General features: G+C 59.6%; 16 protein-coding genes and 1 tRNA gene. 8 read left to right on the top strand and 9 right to left on the bottom strand.

What is annotated here, in order from left to right; all coding sequences use genetic code 11:
* Nucleotides 1–259 precede the first annotated feature (259 nt).
* Nucleotides 260–1,513, top strand: coding sequence for a pyridoxal-phosphate-dependent aminotransferase family protein (locus tag DI396_RS08530; protein ID WP_110795814.1), 1,254 nt, complete (start codon nt 260–262; stop codon nt 1,511–1,513).
* A gap of 3 nt (nt 1,514–1,516) precedes the next feature.
* On the opposite strand, the gene DI396_RS08535 is transcribed toward DI396_RS08530, so the two are convergent.
* The gene (locus tag DI396_RS08535) at nt 1,517–2,629 is read right to left on the bottom strand and encodes a pyridoxal phosphate-dependent aminotransferase (protein ID WP_110795747.1); all 1,113 of its coding nucleotides are present in this window, start codon (nt 2,627–2,629) and stop codon (nt 1,517–1,519) included.
* A gap of 345 nt (nt 2,630–2,974) precedes the next feature.
* On the opposite strand from DI396_RS08535, the gene DI396_RS08540 reads away from it, so the two are divergent.
* Nucleotides 2,975–3,763 (top strand): crotonase/enoyl-CoA hydratase family protein, encoded by a 789-nt coding sequence (locus DI396_RS08540; RefSeq protein ID WP_110795748.1) that lies wholly within the window; start codon nt 2,975–2,977, stop codon nt 3,761–3,763.
* A 127-nt stretch (nt 3,764–3,890) separates the two neighbouring features.
* Here the strand turns inward: DI396_RS08540 and DI396_RS08545 are convergent, their stop codons facing one another.
* Nucleotides 3,891–7,040, bottom strand: coding sequence for a valine--tRNA ligase (locus DI396_RS08545; RefSeq protein ID WP_110795749.1), 3,150 nt, complete (start codon nt 7,038–7,040; stop codon nt 3,891–3,893).
* A gap of 252 nt (nt 7,041–7,292) precedes the next feature.
* Between DI396_RS08545 and DI396_RS08550 the strand changes: the two genes are divergently transcribed.
* Nucleotides 7,293–9,590, top strand: coding sequence for a xanthine dehydrogenase family protein molybdopterin-binding subunit (locus DI396_RS08550; protein ID WP_110795750.1), 2,298 nt, complete (start codon nt 7,293–7,295; stop codon nt 9,588–9,590).
* The gene (locus tag DI396_RS08555; RefSeq protein WP_110795751.1) at nt 9,568–10,794 is read left to right on the top strand and encodes a DUF2235 domain-containing protein; all 1,227 of its coding nucleotides are present in this window, start codon (nt 9,568–9,570) and stop codon (nt 10,792–10,794) included. Before DI396_RS08550 ends, DI396_RS08555 begins: the two co-directional genes overlap by 23 nt.
* Here the strand turns inward: DI396_RS08555 and DI396_RS08560 are convergent.
* A complete protein-coding gene (locus tag DI396_RS08560) occupies nt 10,791–11,303 on the bottom strand; it encodes a PaaI family thioesterase (RefSeq protein WP_110795752.1) in 513 nt (170 codons plus the stop codon). The genes DI396_RS08555 and DI396_RS08560 overlap by 4 nt on opposite strands.
* Nucleotides 11,304–11,435: 132 nt before the next feature.
* Nucleotides 11,436–12,320, bottom strand: a complete 885-nt coding sequence (gene metF / locus DI396_RS08565; RefSeq protein ID WP_110795753.1) for a methylenetetrahydrofolate reductase [NAD(P)H] — start codon at nt 12,318–12,320, stop codon at nt 11,436–11,438.
* 93 nt (nt 12,321–12,413) lie between these two features.
* On the opposite strand from metF, the gene DI396_RS08570 reads away from it, so the two are divergent.
* On the top strand, nt 12,414–13,319 hold the full coding sequence (locus DI396_RS08570) for a LysR family transcriptional regulator (RefSeq protein ID WP_110795815.1): 906 nt from the start codon (nt 12,414–12,416) through the stop codon (nt 13,317–13,319).
* Nucleotides 13,320–13,416: 97 nt separating this feature from the next.
* On the top strand, nt 13,417–14,205 hold the full coding sequence (locus DI396_RS08575; RefSeq protein WP_235851790.1) for an inositol monophosphatase family protein: 789 nt from the start codon (nt 13,417–13,419) through the stop codon (nt 14,203–14,205).
* Between the two features lie 66 nt (nt 14,206–14,271).
* Here DI396_RS08575 and DI396_RS08580 read toward each other — a convergent pair whose 3' ends face one another.
* The 3 genes from DI396_RS08580 to putA all read right to left on the bottom strand — a co-directional run bounded on the left by DI396_RS08580 (nt 14,272) and on the right by putA (nt 19,012).
* A complete protein-coding gene (locus tag DI396_RS08580; RefSeq protein WP_110795817.1) occupies nt 14,272–14,640 on the bottom strand; it encodes a GFA family protein in 369 nt (122 codons plus the stop codon).
* A 72-nt stretch (nt 14,641–14,712) separates the two neighbouring features.
* The gene (locus tag DI396_RS08585) at nt 14,713–15,456 is read right to left on the bottom strand and encodes a rhomboid family intramembrane serine protease (RefSeq protein WP_110795754.1); all 744 of its coding nucleotides are present in this window, start codon (nt 15,454–15,456) and stop codon (nt 14,713–14,715) included.
* Between the two features lie 79 nt (nt 15,457–15,535).
* Entirely contained in the window at nt 15,536–19,012 is a 3,477-nt protein-coding gene (gene putA, locus DI396_RS08590) for a bifunctional proline dehydrogenase/L-glutamate gamma-semialdehyde dehydrogenase PutA (RefSeq protein ID WP_110795755.1), read from the bottom strand.
* A gap of 126 nt (nt 19,013–19,138) precedes the next feature.
* Here putA and DI396_RS08595 point away from each other — a divergent pair, with 126 nt between their 5' ends.
* Both DI396_RS08595 and DI396_RS08600 read left to right on the top strand, forming a co-directional pair.
* On the top strand, nt 19,139–19,594 hold the full coding sequence (locus tag DI396_RS08595) for an Lrp/AsnC family transcriptional regulator (RefSeq protein WP_407936302.1): 456 nt from the start codon (nt 19,139–19,141) through the stop codon (nt 19,592–19,594).
* 198 nt (nt 19,595–19,792) lie between these two features.
* Nucleotides 19,793–19,878 (top strand) — tRNA-Leu (locus tag DI396_RS08600).
* Between the two features lie 77 nt (nt 19,879–19,955).
* Here the strand turns inward: DI396_RS08600 and DI396_RS08605 are convergent.
* Together DI396_RS08605 and DI396_RS08610 are read right to left on the bottom strand one after the other, a co-directional pair.
* A complete protein-coding gene (locus tag DI396_RS08605; protein WP_110795757.1) occupies nt 19,956–20,228 on the bottom strand; it encodes a hypothetical protein in 273 nt (90 codons plus the stop codon).
* 566 nt (nt 20,229–20,794) lie between these two features.
* Nucleotides 20,795–21,007, bottom strand: a 213-nt coding sequence (locus DI396_RS08610) for an integrase core domain-containing protein (protein ID WP_162617188.1), incomplete at its 5' end; no start/stop codon positions are given.

The following is a 21,007-nucleotide window of genomic DNA, read 5'->3' on the forward strand; positions in this document are numbered from 1 at the left end:
TCGGGCGGCTTTCGGTTTGGGGCGCGGGCGGAGCCGCTGGGTTGGCCGATGAATAGGCTTTGGGGGGCCTAAGGGCAAGTATCACACGCAAGTGCTTGGTCATTATCCCCAAGGGACACCGTAGGACCACGGGGAACCCCATATGCGGTATCGGCAGTGATTGACGCCCCGCGTTCTGAGGCTAATGCTGGGCATGATTGATTTGCCCGGCGCTGCTTGCCGATGCGTTCAGCTGCCCCAATCTACCGGAGATCCGCCAATGACCCTTGCCCACGGCCGTCCTTACCTCGCGATTCCCGGCCCGTCGGTGATGCCTGATCGTGTGTTGCAGGCGATGCACCGTCCGGCGCCGAACATTTATGAGGGGGCGCTCGAAGAGATGGTCGACGGGATGATTCCCGACCTCAAGGGTGTGGCGCGCACGGGCGGGCGCGTGGCAATCTATGTCGCAAACGGGCATGGCGCATGGGAGGCGGCCCTGGCCAATATCGCTCTCGAAGGGGCGCGGGTGTTGATGCCGGCAACCGGACGGTTCGGACATGGATGGGCCGGTGTGGCACGCGGATTGGGGATTGGGGTCGAGATGATCGATTTTGGCCGCGCCGCGCCAATTGACCCGGCGCGGGTCGAGGCCGCCTTGCGCGCCGATTTGGCCGCAGGCGGGGCGCCGATCACAGCCGTGATGGCGTCGCACGTGGATACCTCAACATCAATATTGAATGATATCAAAGCTCTGCGTGCGGCTATGGATCGGGCGGGGCATCCGGCGCTGCTTATGGTTGATTGCATCGCGTCTTTGGGATGCGATCGGTTCGAAATGGATGAGTGGGGCGTCGATGTGATGGTCGCGGCCAGCCAAAAGGGCCTTATGGTGCCGCCCGGATTGAGTTTTGTGTTCTATTCCGAGAAGGCCGAGGCCGTGCGCGCGAAGGTGCCGCGCGTCAGCCTTTATTGGGATTGGACCCCGCGCGGTCAGCCAGATGCCTTTTATCAGTATTTCGGCGGTACGGCACCGACGCATCACCTGTATGGGCTGCGAGAATCCTTGGATATGTTGGCCGAGGAGGGGCTTGAAAACGTATGGGCCCGTCACCGGACCTTGGCGCGCTCGATCTGGGCCGCAGCAGAGGTTTGGGGACAGGGCGGCCCGCTGACGCTAAACGTGGCGGATCCAGCTTTGCGCAGCTCTGCGGTAACGGCTTTGGGGCTTGGTGGACGCAACGGGCTGCGGTTGCGCAAATGGTGCGAGAGGCATGCGGGCGTGACGCTGGGCATTGGTCTTGGCATGGACACGCCCGAGGATCCGAAAAGCGAAGGGTTCTTTCGCATCGGCCATATGGGGCATCTCAACCCGCATATGATTTTGGGCTTGCTCGGCAGTCTGCAAGCAGGCTTTACCGCTTTGGACATCCCGTTTGGAAGCGGCGGGTTAGACGCTGCGATCTCCGTGATTTCCAATGCCTCGCAGGAGGAGAACGTCGCCCCGGCGCAGGATGCTGGGTGCTGCATCTAGCCCTTAGCGGCGCGCTTGGGCGAGCGCTTCGGGAAGGGCGCGCGCGAAAGCCGCAAGGTCTTCAGGGCGACCGCAGCTGACGCGAATGCATCGGTCCTGCGGCGCGGCAAAGGGCATGCGCACAAAGATGTTGCGAGCCACCAGACCGGCCAGAACCCGGCGGGCAAAATCGCCGTCCGCGCCGCAATCCACCGCAACGAAATTTGTCGCGGAGGGCAGCGCGGTGAGGGCGTTCTCGGTTGCGATCCGGCTGATGTCTGCGCGCGCTTGCGAGACTTTTTCGCAGGTCTGGGTCAGCCAGTCTTGATCCCCAAGCGCCGCCAATGCACCGGCCTGCGCCGCGCGGTTTATGCCAAAATGGTTGCGGACTTTGTCAAAGGAGCGGATCATATCCGTCGCCCCGAACGCATATCCGATCCGCGCGCCTGCCATGCCGTAGGCCTTGGAAAAGGTCCGCATACGTATGATGCGTGGATCCTCGATGGCAATATCTGGCAGGGCGTCTGCGGGAGCAAACTCGGCGTAAGCCTCGTCGAGGATCAGCAAGCAGCCTTCGGGCAAAGCGTCAAGTGCCCGGATGATATCCGCGCCGCGCGTGTAGCTGCCCATCGGATTGTCGGGATTGGCGAAATAGATCAGTTTCGCACCCACCTGTGCCGCCTTGTCGATCAGCGCAGGCAGGTCTTCGGCATCGCCTGCATAGGGCACTTTGTGCAGTGTTCCGCCGAACCCGGCGACATGGTAGTTGAACGTCGGATAGGCGCCGTCCGAGGTGACAACCGCATCGCCGGCCTCGACCAACAGTCGCACCAAATACCCCAAAAGCCCGTCAATGCCTTCGCCGACCACGATATTGTGCATCTCGCACCCAAGATGCGCCGCCAATGCGCTGCGCAGATCATAGCTTTCGGAATCGGCATACATCCAAATCTCATGCGCGGCGGCTTGCATGGCGGCCACAGCGCGGGGCGCGGGGCCAAAGATGTTTTCATTCGCCCCAAGCCGGGCCTCGAACGGCGCGTGGCGCGCACGCTCCTGCACTTCGGGTCCGACAAAGGGGACCGAGGCGGGCAAAGTGGCGACGAGGGCGGTGTAACGGGCATATATCTTTTCCATGTCGCCAGATAAGCCCAAGCTTCCATCTCTGGCAAGGCGGTAGCACATCGCCTCATGCCCCGCATTGTGACGAAGGGGGAGCAAGGCGCCAATATGCCGGATGTTACGCGCCGCTGGCGTCATGTGGCATCTTGCGGATAATGCCGCTTTGCGCAGGCGGGGGTGCATCAAATCCCGCCGCGCGCGGCGTTTTGACATTGATCTCGGCCCCGAACAACGGCGCGATAAGCTTGGCACAAAAGGGCGGCTTAAATTCGGCCTTGCATCTGTGCCGCCACGTTGGGCTGGATTTCCGGGGCGGCTATCCACACAGTCGCCAAGCGAACCTTCGGAGGAAAGAGACAAATGGCCCGCGTAGACGTTACAATCGAAAATCATATCGCCCGTGTCACCTTGACAAGAGGCGACAAAATGAACGCCGTTGACCCGGATATGGCACAGGCGATCATCGCGGCGGGCGAGCAAATTCTCGCCTCCACCGATGATATCCGCGCCGTTGTCATCTGTGGTGAGGGCCGTGCCTTTTGCGCCGGTCTCGATGTGGCCTCCTTCGCCACACTGGCCGGCGAAGACCCCGTCGCACGCATCATGCCGCGCACATTTGGCCCGTCAAACGACTTTCAACATCTTGTCATGGTCTGGCGCAAAATCGAAGTGCCGGTGATTGCGGCCGTTCATGGCGTCGCCTTTGGCGCGGGCTTCCAATTGGCGTTGGGCGCCGATATCCGCATTTGCCACCCCGACACACAATTGGCGATTATGGAAATGAAATGGGGCCTCGTGCCGGATATGGGCGGCATGGCAATCTTGCCGCATCTGACCCGCACCGATGTGATCCGCCGCATGACCTATACCGCCGAACCCGTTGGCGCGCAGCAAGCCTTTGACTGGGGCCTTGTCACGGAACTCAATGATACACCGGCCGAAGCCGCCATGGCATTGGCCACTACGATTGCGTCGAAAAGCCCGTCGGCCATACGTGCCGCCAAACGGTTGATCACTGTGGCTGAAACCGCGGATGAAACGCTGGCGCTTCATGAGGAAAGCCGCGAGCAAGCCGCTCTTATTGGCGGCAAGGATCAGTTGGAAGTCATCGCCGCCAACATGCAAGGCCGCGCGCCGGATTTCGGCTAAACCCAAAAACACCCTGACCCAACGAAAGGGGCGGCCAAAAAACGCCGCCCCTTTCTGCTTTCTAAAATATCCCCGCCGGAGGCATCCCGCATGCTCCCCATGCGCTGCCATCGGCGGCTTTGGCGCCCTAACCGATCTCGGCCAAGCGCGCCAAAGCGGCTTTCAAGGCCGCGTCTTCTTCCTCGCGGGCTTCCAAATTGGCGCGCGTCTCGGCAACCACCTCTTCGGGGGCACTTTGCGCAAACTTCGGATTGTTCAAGCGTCCGCGCAACCCGCCAAGTTCCTTGGCCAGCTTGCCGATGGATTTCTCCAACCTTGCCTTTTCCTCATCGACGTCGATGATGTCCGCCAAGGGCAAACCAAACACGCCGCCCGCCACGGGGATCGTCGCCGTGCCTTTGGGGAAATCGTTGACCTCGGTGACGCTCTCGACCCGCGCGAGGCGCAAGATCATCGTCTCGTTCTGCGCATAGGCGGTGCGGCCCGCCGCGTCGAGTTCGGTATAAAGCATCGGCACTTTGAGGCCCGCTGGCACATGCATTTGTGCCCGCGCCGAACGGATGTTTTCGATCAATGCGATCACCCAATTCATCTCGGCGTCGGCCTCTGGCGTGATCAATTCCGCGCCGTAAGTCGGCCAATCGGCGTGGATCAACATCTTGCTGCGCGGCGCGCCATTGGCGGCGGTTTCCCCCCAAAGCTCTTCTGTGATGAAGGGCATGATCGGGTGCAGCATGATCATTGATTGATCCAAAACCCATCCCATGACCAATTGCGTCTCTGCTTTGAGAGCGTCATCCTCGCCCTGCAAGAGCGGTTTCGACAGCTCGACATACCAATCACACACCTTACCCCAGACAAAGGCATAGAGCCCCAAAGCCGCGTCATTAAACCGGTAGGCGGCCAGAGCCGCGTCCACTTCGGCGCGCACTTTGGCGGTTTCGCCGATGATCCATTGGTTCACCGTGGCAGAGGCCGCTGGCACATCGGCCGCCGGCGCCCCCTTGTCGTAGACACCGTTCATCTCGGCAAAGCGCACGGCGTTCCAGATTTTTGTGCCAAAGTTGCGATAGCCTTTGATCCGCTCTTCCGAAAGTTTCAAAACCCCGCCAATCGCCGCCATGGCGGTGTTGGTCATGCGCAGAGCGTCGGCGCCGTATTCGTCAACGATCTCAAGAGGATCAATGACGTTGCCGGTGGTTTTGGACATCTTCTTGCCCTTCTCGTCGCGCACGAGCTGGTGCAAATAAATGGTGTGGAACGGGTCGGTGTCCATAACGGCATGCGACATCATCATCATTCGTGCGACCCAAAAGAACAGGATATCCTGTCCGGTGATAAGCACATCGGTCGGGAAATAGGTTTTTAGTTCCGGCGTCTCTTCGGGCCACCCCAAAGTGCCGAACGGCCAAAGACCGGAGGAGAACCATGTGTCGAGCACATCGCTATCGCGCCACACCGGATAGACCAGATGTGTCGGATCTTGCGACGCGGTGTAATCGGCCAAAGAGGATGCCAGCAGATGTATCGCGGCGCTGCGGTCTTCGACCTCGACAATGCGCGCGGTGCTGATCGGCATGGGGGTGTCGGCCAATTCGCCTTTGAAGGCCTCGGTGACGGCGTCGAAGTCGGGCGCGCAATGCATCACGTTGCCCGCGTGCAACATGCCGCCATCGTTGAGCAAGCGCAGCATTTCCACCAGATCAAGCGCGCCGTCGCCCTCGTCATCGACAAAATCCGGGGCCGAGAGGTCAAGGCCATACCAAACCGGAATTTGATGTCCCCACCACAATTGCCGCGAGATGCACCAAGGTTCGATGTTCTCGAGCCAATGGTAATATACTTTTTCGCCGCTTTCGGGCATGATTTTGACGCGGCCGGATTTCACCGCATCCAAGGCTGGCCCGACGATTTTTTGCGTGTCGACAAACCATTGATCGGTGAGCATCGGTTCGATCACAACCTTGGAGCGGTCGCCAAAGGGCTGCATGATCGGTTTGTTTTCGACATAGGGCACGGTTTGGGTGACGTCGCTCTCGTTGCCGTCGTCGTCTTTGACCTTGCGGGTCACTGTGGTCATCACCGCGAGGCCTTCATCGGTGATCTGCTGCACCACGGCTTTGCGCGCCTCGAACCGGTCCATCCCGCGCAATGCCTCGGGGATCAGGTTCAACGTGTCGATCTCGGCCTCGGTGAACGCCGCGCCTTTGGATATTTCACCCGCGCGGGCCGCGCAGTCCTCGTAGGAGGCGCCATCGCTGCGCATCGCGCCGCGCGTGTCCATCAGGCGGTACATCGGCAATCCGCCGCGTTTGGCGACCTCATTGTCGTTGAAATCATGCGCGCCGGTGATCTTCACCGCGCCGGAGCCAAAGGTCATATCGGGGTATGTGTCGGTGATGATCGGGATCAAGCGCCGGTGCTCTTTCGGCCCCACCGGAATTTCGCACAATGTGCCAACGATGGGCGCATAGCGTTCGTCGTCGGGGTGCACGGCCACCGCGCCATCGCCCAACATGGTTTCGGGCCGCGTGGTGGCGATCGAAATGTAATCGCGGGTCTCGCGCAGGGTGACATTGCCGTCTTCGTCTTTCTCGACGTATTCGTAGGTGGCTCCGCCCGCGAGCGGATATTTAAAGTGCCACATATGGCCGGGGGTTTCGATGTTTTCGACTTCCAGATCGGAAATCGCGGTTTCGAAATGCGGATCCCAATTCACCAAACGCTTGCCGCGGGTGATCAATCCGTCCTCGTACATTTTGACGAAAACCTTGATCACCGCATCGTGGAAATTGCCTTTGCTGTCCGCGTCGGGCGCACCGGGCGCACCGGACATGGTAAAGGCGTTGCGCGACCAGTCACAGGTCGAGCCAAGGCGTTTGAGTTGGTTGATGATGGTATCGCCATATTGGCCTTTCCACTCCCACACCTTTTCGAGGAATGCCTCGCGGCCCAAATCGCGGCGGCCCGGCTCGCCATTGGCGGCCAGCATTTTTTCGACCTGCAATTGCGTGGCAATGCCTGCGTGGTCCTGACCCGGTTGCCAAAGCGTGTCAAAGCCCCGCATCCGGTGCCAGCGCACCAAAATGTCTTGCAGCGTGTTGTTAAAGGCGTGGCCCACATGCAGCGCGCCGGTGACATTGGGCGGCGGGATCATGATGGTAAAGCTCTCGTCGCGCGATTTATTCGCACCGGCTTTGAATGCGCCGGACGTTTCCCACGCCTCATAGATGCGCTTTTCGGCTTTTGCTGCGTCGAATGTCTTTTCCATGGCCATGGGGCGTGCCTTTCGGGTCGGTCAAACAGGGTTGCGGCGGGTTTACCGAATGTATCGGCCAAGGGGAAGTGCGCGCAGGTCTTTTGGGGTGCGTTTGCGCGGCGCTGTGCAGGATTTCGCATCTGTAGAAAAACACTGAGCAGTTTGCGCGGGCGGTGCCTTTACAAGTGCGGCGGCTGCTTTACGCTGACACGCGGCAGGATCGCCCGCCATAGTGCGGGGGGATGCCTGCGAGCATAGGGGGCGCCAGCCATGGAAAAATTCGGAAAAAGCCAGCCGGTGAAGCGGCGCGAGGATTTGCGCTTGGTGACGGGGCACGGTCGCTATGTGGATGATATTGCGCCGCAAGGGGCATTGTTTGCGATGTTTTTGCGTTCCAGCGTGGCGCATGCGGTGCTCAAATCTGTGGATGTCTCGGCGGCGCGGGACATGCCGGGCGTGCATTTGGTCGTAACCTCCGGCGATCTGTTGGCGGCGGGGATCACTCGCGGTCTTGACGGGGCGACGATGCCGAACCGCGATGGCACCATGGGCACGGCCCCGAAGCGGCCGATTTTGGCCGAGGGCAAGCTGCGCTTTGTCGGCGAGGCGATTGCCATGGTCATCGCCGAAACCCGCGCGCAGGCGATGGATGCGATCGAGGCCATCGAGGTCGAGTATGACGATTTGCCTGCTGTGCTGGCGCTTGTGCCCTCTGATGTGCCGATTCACGACGAGGCCCCGGATAACCGCGCCTATGATTGGGAAATCGGCGATGCCGCTGCGACCGAGGCGGCGATGGCCCATGCCGCCCATGTGGTGCGGATGGAGGTGGACGACAACCGCGTCATCGTCAATGCAATCGAACCGCGCGGTGCCTATGCCGAATATGCGGACGGGCGTTTGCATTTGGCCGTGAACGGGCAGGGGGTCTGGGGCGTCAAAGCCTACCTTGGCAAGGTTCTCAATATGCCCGCCGAGAATATCCGCGTGACCACCCCCGATGTCGGCGGCGGTTTCGGCATGAAGGGGATGAGTTATCCCGAATATATCGCCCTTAGCCATGCGGCGATGGTTTTGGGCCGTCCGGTGCGGTGGATGTCGGAGCGCACCGAAGCGATGCTGTCGGACAATGCGGGGCGCGATTTGACCCATACGGTCGAGATGGGGTTTGATGAAAACCACCGCATCACCGGATACCGCGTCAACACCCGCTGCAATCTTGGGGCCTATAATTCGCAGTTTGGCCAAGCCATTCAATCGCATCTCTTTGCCCGCGTGGTGATGGGCACATATGATTGTCAGACGCTTTATATGAACACCCAAGGGTTCTATACCAACACCACGCAAGTCGATGCCTATCGCGGCGCGGGCCGGCCAGAGGCGATTTACCTGCTGGAGCGGGTGATGGATATGGCGGCGCGCGAACTCGGCGTCGATCCGTTTGACCTGCGCCGGATCAACTTTATCAAAGAGGGCGATTTTCCCTATACCTCGGTCACGGGCGAAACCTATGACGTTGGCGCATTTGCGCGCCTTTTGGACCGCGCCGAGGCCAAAGCCGATGTCAAAGGATTTGCCGCCCGCCGCCGTGCCGCCGAAAATAGAGGCAATTTGCGCGGTCTTGGCATTTGTTATTATATCGAAAGCATTATGGGCGATCCTTCGGAGACCGCGAAAGTGGAATTTAACGAGGATGGCACGGTGAGCATCTATGTCGGCACGCAATCGGGCGGGCAGGGCCACGAAACGGTCTATGCGCAGTTTCTGTCGGATCAAACCGGTATTCCGGCGGATCTGATCGGCGTTGTGCAGGGCGATAGCGACCGGATCAAAACCGGCGGCGGCACGGGCGGGTCGCGCTCTGTCACCACGCAAAGCACCGCGACATTGGCGACGGTCGGCACGATGGTCGAAGCCTTCAGGCCTTATTTGGCCGATAAAATGGGGGTCGAGGCGGCGCAGATCACCTTTGACGCTGAAACCTTCCGCGCGGCAGGGTCCAACATGACACCGACGCTTTTGGAGGCCGCCGAAATGGCGCGCGATGACGGGCGCATGGATTTGTTGGTGCATGAGGAAACGACCACTTTGCCGGGGCGCTCATACCCCAATGGCGCACATATTTGCGAGGTCGAGGTGGACGGCGAGACCGGCGATGTGGCGGTCAAATCCTATACGGTGGCTGATGATTTTGGTAACCTTATTAATCCCATGTTGGCCGAAGGGCAGGTGCATGGCGGCGTCGCCCAAGGCATCGGACAGGCGTTGATGGAACATGTGGGATATGACGGCGACGGGCAATTGCTCACGGCAACGTTCATGGACTACGCCATGCCGCGCGCCGATGATGTGCCCATGTACGGGTTTGAAACCCTGCCGGTGCCCTCGACAGCCAATCCCATGGGGATGAAGGGTTGCGGCGAGGCGGGTACAGTCGGGTCAATGGCGGCCACCGCAAATGCGGTGCTGGATGCGCTTTGGGTGCGCGGGGTGCGGCGGGCAGACATGCCCTTCACCCCCGTGAGAGTATGGAAGATGATGGAAGATGCGGTGGCGACAGCTCAATAAGGCGCTTTTTGCGCATCTATGGCCCGGACGGCGGCGCGGCAAATCCCAACCCGCCCGTGCGGGGCGTGCGCCTATGGCCCATGTGGTCATATTGGACGGAACGATGTCCTCGCTCGACGTGGGGTTTGAGACGAACGCGGGGCTGACTTACCGGCTTTTGTCCGGCACGGGCGCGAGCGTCTATTACGAGGCGGGGGTGCAATGGGCTGATTGGCGCTCCACCCCCGATGTGCTTATGGGGCGGGGGATCAACCGGCAAATCCGCCGCGCCTACGGGTGGCTCGCCAGCCGGTATCAGGACGGCGACACGATCTATTTGTTCGGCTATTCACGCGGCGCCTATGCGGTGCGCAGCCTTGCGGGGGTGATCGATACGGTGGGATTGTTGCGCAAGGACGCCGCGAACGAACGCAACATCCGCGATGCATATCGTCATTACCAAGGTGCCGTCGGTGGCGCGGCGAGTAAAGCGTTTCGTGCCGCCCATAGTCATGCGACCTGCCGGATTGAAATGGTCGGGGTTTGGGACACGGTCAAGGCGCTGGGCCTGCGGTTGCCGATCTTGTGGAAATGGACCGAAGAGGCGCATGCGTTTCACAATCACGAGCTTGGCCCTTCGGTGCAGCGCGGTTTTCACGCGCTGGCGTTGGACGAGACGCGATTGGTCTTTGCGCCCGAACTTTGGGACAGCCGAAAATGCGCGGCGGGGCGCATTGAACAGGTCTGGTTCCCCGGCGCGCATGGCGATGTTGGCGGGCAACTGAGCGGGCGCGACGCCGCGCGGCCCCTGTCGAATATACCGCTGGTCTGGATGTTGGAGCGCGCCGAAGCTTGCGGGTTAAGCCTGCCGCCGGATTGGCGCGGCGGTTTCGAGGTCAACCCCGATGCCCCCTCGGTGGGCACGTGGCGCGGGTGGGGCAAGTTGTTCTTGCTGCGGCGGCGACGGCAAATCGGGCGCGATCCGTCCGAACGGCTTCATGGCACCGCAATGGGCCGCGATGTGCAATTGGGCCTGTTGCAACGGGCCGAGGTGCAGCCGGCACCCGAACCGATGGCGCAGCATACGGACGCTACAAGCCTGACGTTGAGGTCGTTGCCGGTTGCGGAGTTTTCCGGCCTGTTGGTCCGAATGCCGCGCGGCGTGCTGTCCGCAGCGGCGGTGCTGGGTCACGAGATCGGCGCGGTTCTGCGTCGCAGGCGTTAGCCGACCTTCATGATGATGCAGGTCGTCGATCCGGTGGCGTATAGTTTGCCATCCTGTGCCCCGCGAATTTCACCATTTGCAACCCCGGTGGACCGCCCGGCGTGTTGAACGTTGCCCACGGCGATCACTTCTGTTCCGACGGGAATGGCGCGGGTGATATTCACCTTGTATTCCAATGTGGTATAGGTCGATCCTTGCGGCACCATGGTCATCACCGCGCAGGCCATGCAGCTGTCCAATATGGTGCCATACCACCCGCCATGAACCGTGCCCATCGGATTGCAATGGGCAAAGAGCGGCGCACCGCGAAACACCACGCGGCCCTCTTCGACGGTGTCGATGGCGTAATTCATACCCTCGGAAATCGGTGGCCCTGCGGTTTCACCGGCCATCATCGCTTGCATGGATTCCAATCCCGATCGCGACAGGGCGAGGCTCGGGTCCGGTAAATCGGCAGGGCTTTTGGCGTAGTTGCGCGTGTTCGGGGCGATATAGGGGGCATTGGTCATGTCTGCGTCATTCCTCGTGGCGACGGGGCGCGCGATGATGCCAAAAGCAAACCGCGCCGCCCCAAATTGCGCGCCAGAGTGGCGGGCGGGGCGGCGCGGTGCAAGATGTGGAGGCGTCGGGGCGGTATCCCGTTACGCAACGTTTTCGAGAGACGCTTTCGGCATCACGCCAAGCGCATGACACACATCACGGGTCAGAGCCGGTTTGTTGAGCGTGTAGAAATGCAAATCCTCAACGCCGCCCTCCAAGAGATCGCTGCACAGTTCGGTGCATTGCGCCGTGGACAAAAGACCCTCTTGCCCCTGCGCGGCGGCATTTTCAAAGGCATCGTCGAGCCATTGCGGCACCGAGGTGCCACAGCGACGGGCAAAATTGCGCGTGCCTTTCCAATTTTCAATCGGCAAGATGCCCGGAATGATCGGCGCGTCGATCCCGGCCTTCACGCAGGCATCGCGGAAGCGAAAGAAAGTGTCGGCCTCAAAGAAAAACTGCGTGATGGCGCTATGGGCGCCCGCGTCGATCTTGCGCTTGAGGAATTCCACATCGGCGGCGGTGTCGCGCGCTTCGGGGTGTTTTTCCGGATAGGCGCCGACGCGCAGGCGGAATTTTCCGGTCTCGGCCAAGGCTTCGATCAACTCGATGGAGTTGTTGAACCCGCCCGGATGCGGTTCGAACCCAGTGCTACCCTTGGGGGGATCCCCGCGCAGCGCAACGATTTCTGTCACACCTGCGTCGGCATAAGAGTTTGCAATTGCAAGGGTTTCGTCGCGCGTGGCCGAAACGCATGTCAAATGCGCCGCCATGTTCAGCCCATAGTTTTTATGGATCGTTGCCACAGCATCATGGGTCAATTCGCGGGTCGTGCCACCAGCACCATAGGTCACCGATACGAATGTCGGGTCTAACGGGGCCAATGCGCGCGCAGTATCCCAAAGCCGGAAGGAGGCTTCGAGGTTTTGCGGCGGGAAGAACTCGAAACTGATGTTCGGCGTCTTGGTCTTAGCGGTCTGTGTCATATGGCACCTGATATAGATTTTTCATCTTGTCGCATAGATACGATTGTGAAACAATTTCATAAATCTCAACACGAAGATGAAAGTGGCTCATACGTGCATATCGAATTCCGGCATTTGCGCACCATCCGTGCCATTCATCAGGCGGGCGGTTTGGCCCGGGCAGCGGACCAGCTGCACATAACACAGTCCGCCCTGTCGCACCAGATCAAGGGGCTCGAGGATCAGGCAGGGGTCGAATTGTTCGTGCGCCGCTCCAAACCTTTGAAGCTTTCTGCGGCGGGAATGCGGCTTTTGCGCCTTGCCGAAAAGATCCTGCCAGAGATTGAAGCGTTGGAAGGCGAATTTTCCGGCCTGCGTGACGGATCGGTGGGGCGGCTTCATATCGCCATTGAATGCCATGCCTGTTTTGAATGGCTGTTTCCGGTGCTTGAAAAATTTCGCAAAACATGGGGCGATGTGGATGTCGATATCCGCCCCGGTTTGGCCTTTGACGCGCTGCCTGCCTTGATGAAAGAAGAGGTGGACGTTGTTGTCTCCTCCGATCCCGAAGATCTCCCCGGCGTGACGTTTAGTCCGCTGTTTGACTATGCGCCGGTCTTCGTCGCCTCGGCGCATCATCCATTGGCGCAAAAGAAATATATCGACGCCGAGGATTTTCGCGGCGAGACGTTGATTACCTATCCGGTGGATCGCGCGCGGCTGGATATTTTCTCGGAACTCCTGACACCGGCCAAAGTCGAACCCGCCGCCGTGCGTCAGGTCGAATTGACCGCTGTGATCTTGCTGCTCGTGGCATCGAACCGCGGCGTGTCGGTTTTGCCCGATTGGGTGGTGCGCGAGGTGAAATATTCCTCCGATTACATCACCCGCCCGCTGACCGAGACTGGCGTGACCAAACGGCTTTATGCGGCCACGCGCACCGATGATCTGAATAAGCCGTTTATGGCCGATCTGATCCGGTTGGCGGGGATCGAGGCCAAGAAACTGCAAATGGCATAGCGCGGGCAAAGCCGCCTTAACCCAAAGGCCAATCAATGCCTTGGCAAGCGCGGCGCATCGGCGTATACGCGCGCCCTGATGCAAAGGAGCAAGTGACATGCAGAGCGCCAACCTCAATGTGATGATCAAAGCCGCACGCAAGGCGGGCCGCTCCTTGGCGAAAGACTTCCGCGAAGTCGAGAACCTGCAAGCCTCGACCAAAGGCGCGGGCGATTTTGTCAGCCGCGCCGATATCGCCGCCGAGAAGATTATCAAAGACGAATTGATGACCGCGCGCCCGACCTATGGATGGCTGGCCGAAGAAGAGGGGCGCGAGATCCCGGGGTCGGATCCGACCCGCCGCTGGATCGTGGATCCGCTCGATGGCACCACGAATTACCTGCATGGTTTGCCGCATTTCGCAGTGTCGATTGCCCTTGAGCATAAGGGAAATATCGTTGCGGGCGTGGTGTATGATCCTTGCAAGGATGAATTGTTCCATGCCGAAAAAGGCGAAGGCGCTTGGCTCAACGAAAGCCGCCTGCGTGTGTCGGCCCGTCACCGGATGATCGAAAGCATTTTCGCCACTGGCCTGCCTTTTGCGGGGCGCGCAGATCTGCCTGACACCTTGCAAGACCTCGCGCGCCTTTTGCCGGCCACTGCCGGCGTGCGCCGCTTTGGCGCGGCCTCGCTTGATCTCGCCTATGTGGCGGCCGGCCGCTACGAAGGGTTTTGGGAGCGCCGCTTGCAACCATGGGACCTTGCCGCAGGCATCTTGATCGTCAAAGAGGCGGGCGGTTTTGTTGAACCCATTGATGCGGGGCGCAATATCGTGGATGACGGCCAAGTCATCGCGTCGAATGAACCGATTTTCGACCAGTTCGCCAAAGTGATCCGTAAAGGCTGATCCCGGCCTTTCTGCTTTCTGAAAATATCCCCGCCGGAGGCATCCTGCCGCTTCGACCTATGCGTCCTATCGGTCGCTCGGATGGTGGATCCCGTCCACCCATGGCACAGGATCCAAGTCGCGCGGGTTCACGCCCTCGAGGCAACCGGCATTCACCCCGTATTCATTCGGATTGGACCGCCTTTGATGGTGGGTGTAGTTCCCGCAATGTTTACAAAAATAGTGTTTCGCGGTGCCGGTCCCGAATTGGTAAAGCGTCAAGGCGTCCTCGCCGCGCAAGACCTTGAGCCCGTCCAATGGCGCAGAAACCGCCATCGCGCCGCGCCGTCTGCAGAATGAACAATCGCACCGCCGCGCCGTGGACAGCCCGTCGCTGAGCTGTACCGATAAGGCCACCGCGCCGCAGTGGCATGTGAGCGTATAAGCGTGAGACATATCCGGCCTTCCGATCTTTTCCATTGCGTATGGTGTTTGATTGGCGTCCAAAGGCCGCGAAGCGCCCGCGCCCTATTTGCGCTTTACCCGCGGAATGGCGGTGCGCCGCATTTCATAGGTTGCGTTGGGATGCGGCGGTTGGCCTTGGGTTCGGTTCCAGTATCGCCTTCCGCCGTAACGCACAAACAGCGGCAAGGTCAGCCCCACACCAATGAGAAATCCGCCCGAATGCGCCCAATAGGCGACGCCGCCTTCAAGCGGGTTCGATCCGAAGCTGGAGACCAGTTGCAGCCCGAACCACAGGCCGAGCATCAAATAGGCAGGCACGGTGATGACCCTGAAAAAGATGATGAAGATCAAAAGAATGTCGACCTTGGCCTTGGGGAAGAGTAACAAATACCCGCCCATGACCCCGGCAATTGCGCCCGATGCGCCGACTGTAGGTACCGCAGAACTTGGCTCGGACAACACCTGCGCCAGCCCGGCGCCGATCCCGCAGACCAGATAGAAGGCCAGATAGGCCATATGCCCCATCTTGTCTTCCAAATTGTCGCCAAAGATCCACAAGAACAACATATTGCCCGCCAGGTGCATCACCCCGCCGTGCAGAAACATCGAACTGATCAACGTGTGATAACCTAGGCCATCGCTGATCTGGTTGGGGATCACCGCCCAGGAATAGAAGAATCCCGCCAGCGCGCGCTCGTTAGAAAACAATCCCCAATAGGACAGGAAAATTGCGACATTCATCGCAATCAGCGCATAGGTGACATAGGGCGTGCACCCTGATGGGTTGTGATCGCGGATTGGAAACATGCCACCACGCTGCGGGGGTTTGCATCCAAGGTCAAGACGTCAGAGCGCCAGTCCCGACTTTGTGTTTAAGACATTGTGCTTATGACATGGCGCTGAGCAAGGCGGCATTGCCCCCGGCTGCGGTGGTGTCGACGCAAAGATGCCGTTCGTGGACCACATGGGCCAGATCCGGCCAGGTGGTGATCAACGGCAGGATTGGCCCCGCGCGCGTCGCCAAAGTCTGTGCATAGGCGCGCGCCTCACCGGCGGGCCCCCAGAATATCACCGCGCTGAATCCCTCCAAATCGCAGAGCATCGCAGGATCAATGCGGCCCGTTGCCGGAGCGGCACGGCCACCAAGGCGTGCGATGGCGGCGGCTTGGGCGGCGGCGGCGGCGGGGCTTGGCCCAAGGCAAAGCGCTGGAAGGCGCGCGGCAAATCCCAGCCGGTTCAGTTCGCCGGTCGGACCTGGCAGCCGCTGTGGATCTGGCAGGGTGATGGCGGCGGCGGCGGCCTCTTGCAAGGCTTTTACAACCTGTGCGCGCGGCATGGAGCGTTCCCACGCTGCGGTATTGTTCTGAGTTATGGAATGCGGGGCAAATCGCGGCAAGTAGAGTGGTCCGCCAGCTTTTGGTCCAGTGCCGGATAGCCCCTCTCCGCCAAAGGGTTGGCTGCCGACGATAGCGCCGATCTGATTGCGGTTGATATAGGTATTGCCGGCATGGATTGTGCTGGCAATGGCATCGACACGGTCGTCGATCCGGCTGTGCAGGCCGAAGGTCAATCCGTATCCGGTGGCATTTATATCGTCGATAACGCGGGTCAAATCGCAGGCGCGGAACCGGGCGATATGCAGCACAGGTCCGAAAACCTCGCGGTTCATATCGGTGATGCCGTCTACTGCGATAAGGGTGGGCGGGATGAACCGCTGCGCCGCCGCCGCAGGCAGATCGCTGGACACTCTGCCTTGGTGGAGCAGCCGGCCTTCGGCGCTGGCGGCTTCGATGTAAGCGCGGATATTTTGCGCGGCCTCGTCGTCAATCACCGGTCCGCTGTCGGTGTGCAAGTGCCATGGGGCGCCAGTTTCCAACAGGTCCATTGCACCGGTGAGCATTTTGGTAAACCCGTCTGCGATGTCGTCTTGAACATAGAGACAGCGCAGGGCGGAGCAGCGCTGTCCCGCCGATTGAAACGCGCTTTCGATCACGGATTGCACCGCCTGTTCGGGCAGCGCGGTGCTGTCGACCAGCATGGCGTTTAATCCGCCGGTTTCGGCAATCAACGGTGCACCGGCGGGCCCGTGGGCGGCCATCGCGCTGCGAATTTTCAATGCTGTGGCGGTCGATCCGGTGAAGGCCACACCGCCAAGACGGGCATGGGCGGTAAGCGCGGCGCCGACGTCCGGCCCGCCGGGGAGCAGTTGTAATGCCGCCTGCGGCACGCCCGCTTGCAGCAACAGGCGCACTGCCAGATCTGCGATCAACGGGGTTTGCCCTGCGGGTTTGGCGATCACCGCTTGTCCCATAGCCAGCGCGGCGGCGATTTGGCCGGTAAAAATAGCCAAGGGAAAGTTCCATGGCGCGATGCAGGCAAAAATCCGCGCCTCGCCGGGGCGATCGGTTGCCTGCGCGGCGTAATAGCGCAGGAAATCAACAGCTTCGCGTAATTCCGCGACCGCATCGGGTTGGGTTTTTCCCGCCTCATGCGCCAACAGGGCAAAGATTTCGCCGAAGTGCATCTCGAAGAGATCGGCGGCTCGATTCAATGTTCCCTTGCGTGTGGGGCAGGGCACGTTCCATGGGGCGGCCCCTGCAAATGCGGCGGCGATATCGGTGCGTGTGGCGGCAGCGACATGGCCGATTATTGCACCACTGGCGGGGCTGTGGACGGGCATGGTTTTGGCCACGTCTTGAGAGGGGCCCTCCGCCAGTCGCGGCGCGGCGGTCCACAGCGCTTGCGCAAATGGCGCGCGGGCCGCTTCGATGGCAGCCAATGTCGGGCGATGGTCCAAATCCCAACCCTTTGCATTGGCGCGTTCGGGGGCAAAAAGATCGCTGCCACGGCGCAGGGCGTGCGCGGCGGTCGCACCGGACGTTATGGCGGCAAACGGATCCGCAGCCACGGTTTCGGGCGCGACATCTTCATCGACGATTTGGTTGACGAAGCTGGAATTGGCACCGTTTTCCAAAAGCCGCCGCACCAGATAGGCCAGCAAGTCCCGGTGTGCACCGACCGGCGCATAGATCCGGCAGGCGGCGCCCTCGTCGCGGTGCAAAAATCCATGCAAGGCCGCGCCCATCCCGTGCAGGCGTTGAAATTCGAATTCGGTTTTTTGCACGCCAAGGGCGGTGGCCATATGTAAAACTGCGGCGGCGCTATGGGCGTTATGGGTGGCGAACTGTGGATACAGATGCGCCCGTGCCTCAAGCAATTTGCGCGCGCAGGACAGGTAGCTTACGTCGGTTTGGGCTTTCTCGGTCCAGACCGGAAAACCGCTAAGCCCCTTGACCTGTGCCCATTTGATTTCACTGTCCCAATATGCACCTTTGACCAACCGCACCATCAGCCGGCGATTGTGGGTTTTCGCTTGCGAGCATAGCCAGTCAATCACCGTGCTGGCGCGCGGCGCATAGGCTTGGACCACAACGCCGAATCCCTGCCACCCTGCCAAAGCGGGGTCGGCCAGTGCGGCTTCGATCACATCAAGCGAAAGCGCGAGCCGCGCGGCTTCCTCGGCGTCGATGTTGAGGCCCATGTTGGCCGATTTGGCCGCAACGCATAGCGCAATAACCCGCGGCGTGAGAACGGATAAAACCTTTGCATGTTGTGCCTCTTCATACCGGGGGTAGAGGGCTGAAAGTTTGATTGAAATGCCGGGGTTCTGGCGCGGATCGTCGCTGTCACATGCCGAAGAAATGGATTTTATCGCCGTCAGATAGGCGTCGAAATAGGCTTGGGCATCCTGGGCGGTACGGGCGGCTTCGCCGAGCATGTCGTAAGAATAGCGATAGCCGTTTTCTTCGTCCTCGGCGGCGCGGCGCATGGCTGCGGTGATGGTTTCGCCCAATACAAATTGCCGCCCCATTTCGCGCATCGCGCGGCCGACGGCGGCACGGATCACCGGTTCGCCCAGACGCCGCAACGCGCCGCGCAAATGCGCCACGGGACCGCCTGATGCGGGGTTGAGCACCCGCCCCGTCAACAGCAGCGCCCAGGTCGAGGCATTGACCAGCGGCGAGGTCGAGCGCCCCAAGTGGCCGGCCCAGTCGGAGGGGGCGATTTTGTCCTCGATCAGCGCATCAATGGTCGGGCTGTCCGGCACGCGAAGCAGCGCTTCGGCCAAACACATCAAGGCGATGCCTTCGTCGGTCGACAACCCATATTCCGCGAGGAAGACCTCCATCAATCCGGGGCGTGCGGTGCTGCGGATTTTGCGCACCAATGAGGCGGCGCGTGCGGCAATGGTGGCGCGGTCATCGACCGAAAGATTGGCCGCAGCGATCAGCTCCGCCAGATGTGCGTCGGACGTGTCGAAGGTTTTGCTGTCAATGGCGGGGCGGGCAGGGGGGCGATGCATGATTTGGCTCCAGTCATTTTTAGCATGATAGCGCGAATATATGTTGCTAAATTTCCGTGATGATCGAATATTGTAGGGAATTAGACTGAATAATGGGCAGAAAAGATGCAAAGTGATTTTTCAGACATGGATCGGTTTGATCGGTCGATTCTTGCGGTTCTGGCTTCGGATGGGCGTATTTCGATCACTGATCTGGCCAAACGCATCGGGTTGTCGAAATCCCCGACCCAAGCACGGCTGCGGCGACTGGAAGAGGCGGGGGTGATCACCGGATATCGGGCCATGGTCAATCCGATCCGGCTCGGGTTCGATCACATTGCCTTTGCCGAAGTGCGGCTCACTGACACGCGCGAGGCGGCTTTGGCGGCGTTCAATGCAGCGGTCTCCAAGGTCGGCGCCATCGAACAAGCGCATATGATTGCAGGAAATTTCGACTACCTGCTCAAGGTGCGCACACAGGATATGGCCGAATACCGCAGGGTTCTGGCGGAAGATATTTCAACCTTGCCGCATGTGGCGTCGACTTCGACCTATGTGGCGATGGAGGCAGTGAAGGAAACTGCCCTTGGTGACCGGCTTTAACGCCCGGCACCTCTCGACCTTGGCTGTCGGGGGGGGTATAGGGAGAATGATGCGGGCGTGATGGAATGGTAGACATACCAGACTTAAAATCCTTGCGTCTGTGCAGAGATATGCTTACGGAACAAGGCGTTGCGAAGACGAGACGGTTTCTAGGCCCGATATAGGCCCGAAACTGAAAATTGAAGAACAACGCCAGATGCGGGCGTGATGGAATGGTAGACATACCAGACTTAAAATCTGTTGGGCGAATGCCCGTGTGGGTTCGACTCCCACCGCCCGCACCAAATCTTTCAATTATACCTGTTGGTTACCCGGATTGCTGTAAAGCCCAAGAGCGCGTCTGTTATGTGCTTCAATAAGATTATGCGGGCCGATCCGACCGTCGGAAAAGAATATCCGTGATTATCACCGACAACATCTCCATATGACCTCGATCCAATTTGTCAAAGTGACTGACACCAAACTTAAGAGCAGTGCCCACTCTTCCTGCCGCGGAGAGAACAAGATCGGGAACGTCGTAGTGGCCACATGCGGCCTGTTCAATCATGTGGCCCACGAAATCCTTATCAACAAGCTGTCCTGTTTTGCCGGACCACTTCAGCTCAAGACGCTCCAAAATCTCTCGTTGTTGCATGTCTTGGTTCCCATGGGTTGATTGACATGCTTTGATTTTGTATCGGTAGCGATCTCATGTAACCCATTGCTACTTGTTACAAAAGCAGTTTGAGTTCGTTAAATAATGTTTCTAATGCTTTGTCGAGAGTGGGCTTCTGCTCTCCATGAATATCGATGATGACGCAATGATAGTATGGCTGGATGTACAATCTGCCATTGAGGGAGATGAAAGGTGAGAGAAGGCGTATTTTTCGTTTTGATTAATGTTGGAATATCGTGGGTGCTTAAACTGGGGCAAATCACTTTTCCAGATACGGTATTTCGCGCGCTACCTGTTTTTCTTGTTGTTGTTGGGCTAATTCTCTCTCTGAACTTATATCGAGCACATGCAGCGCCGCAAATGCGGGTCCCTTACTCTGTTATTTCTGTTCTTAATGTTCTGACAACGGTTGGGATCGGAAACAGTGGTTTTCTTACATCGATCCCTTCCATTTACCGCATCCTCGGAAGTCTTATCTAAAGGTTATTCTAGCATCGACATTCTGGGTGGACCTGTCACGCTTTTGTGCCGCTCCAAGTGCTCGTTTAAGCCACTTTCCGTTCAAAAGCGACCGGGCTTTTCCAGCCTAATGCTGAGTGTCGGCGGCGCGGATTGTAGAACCCGTTAATGCATTCGAAGATCGCGATCTCTGCCTTCCGCCGTGTTTCCCATGAATGCCGCCAGATCAGTTCTGACTTGATGGTTTTGAAGAAGGTTTCGACAGCCGCGTTGTCATAGCAGTTACCCTTGCCGCTCAT

The sequence above is a fragment of the Litorivita pollutaquae genome, assembly GCF_003205515.1.
Lineage (GTDB): Bacteria > Pseudomonadota > Alphaproteobacteria > Rhodobacterales > Rhodobacteraceae > Litorivita > Litorivita pollutaquae.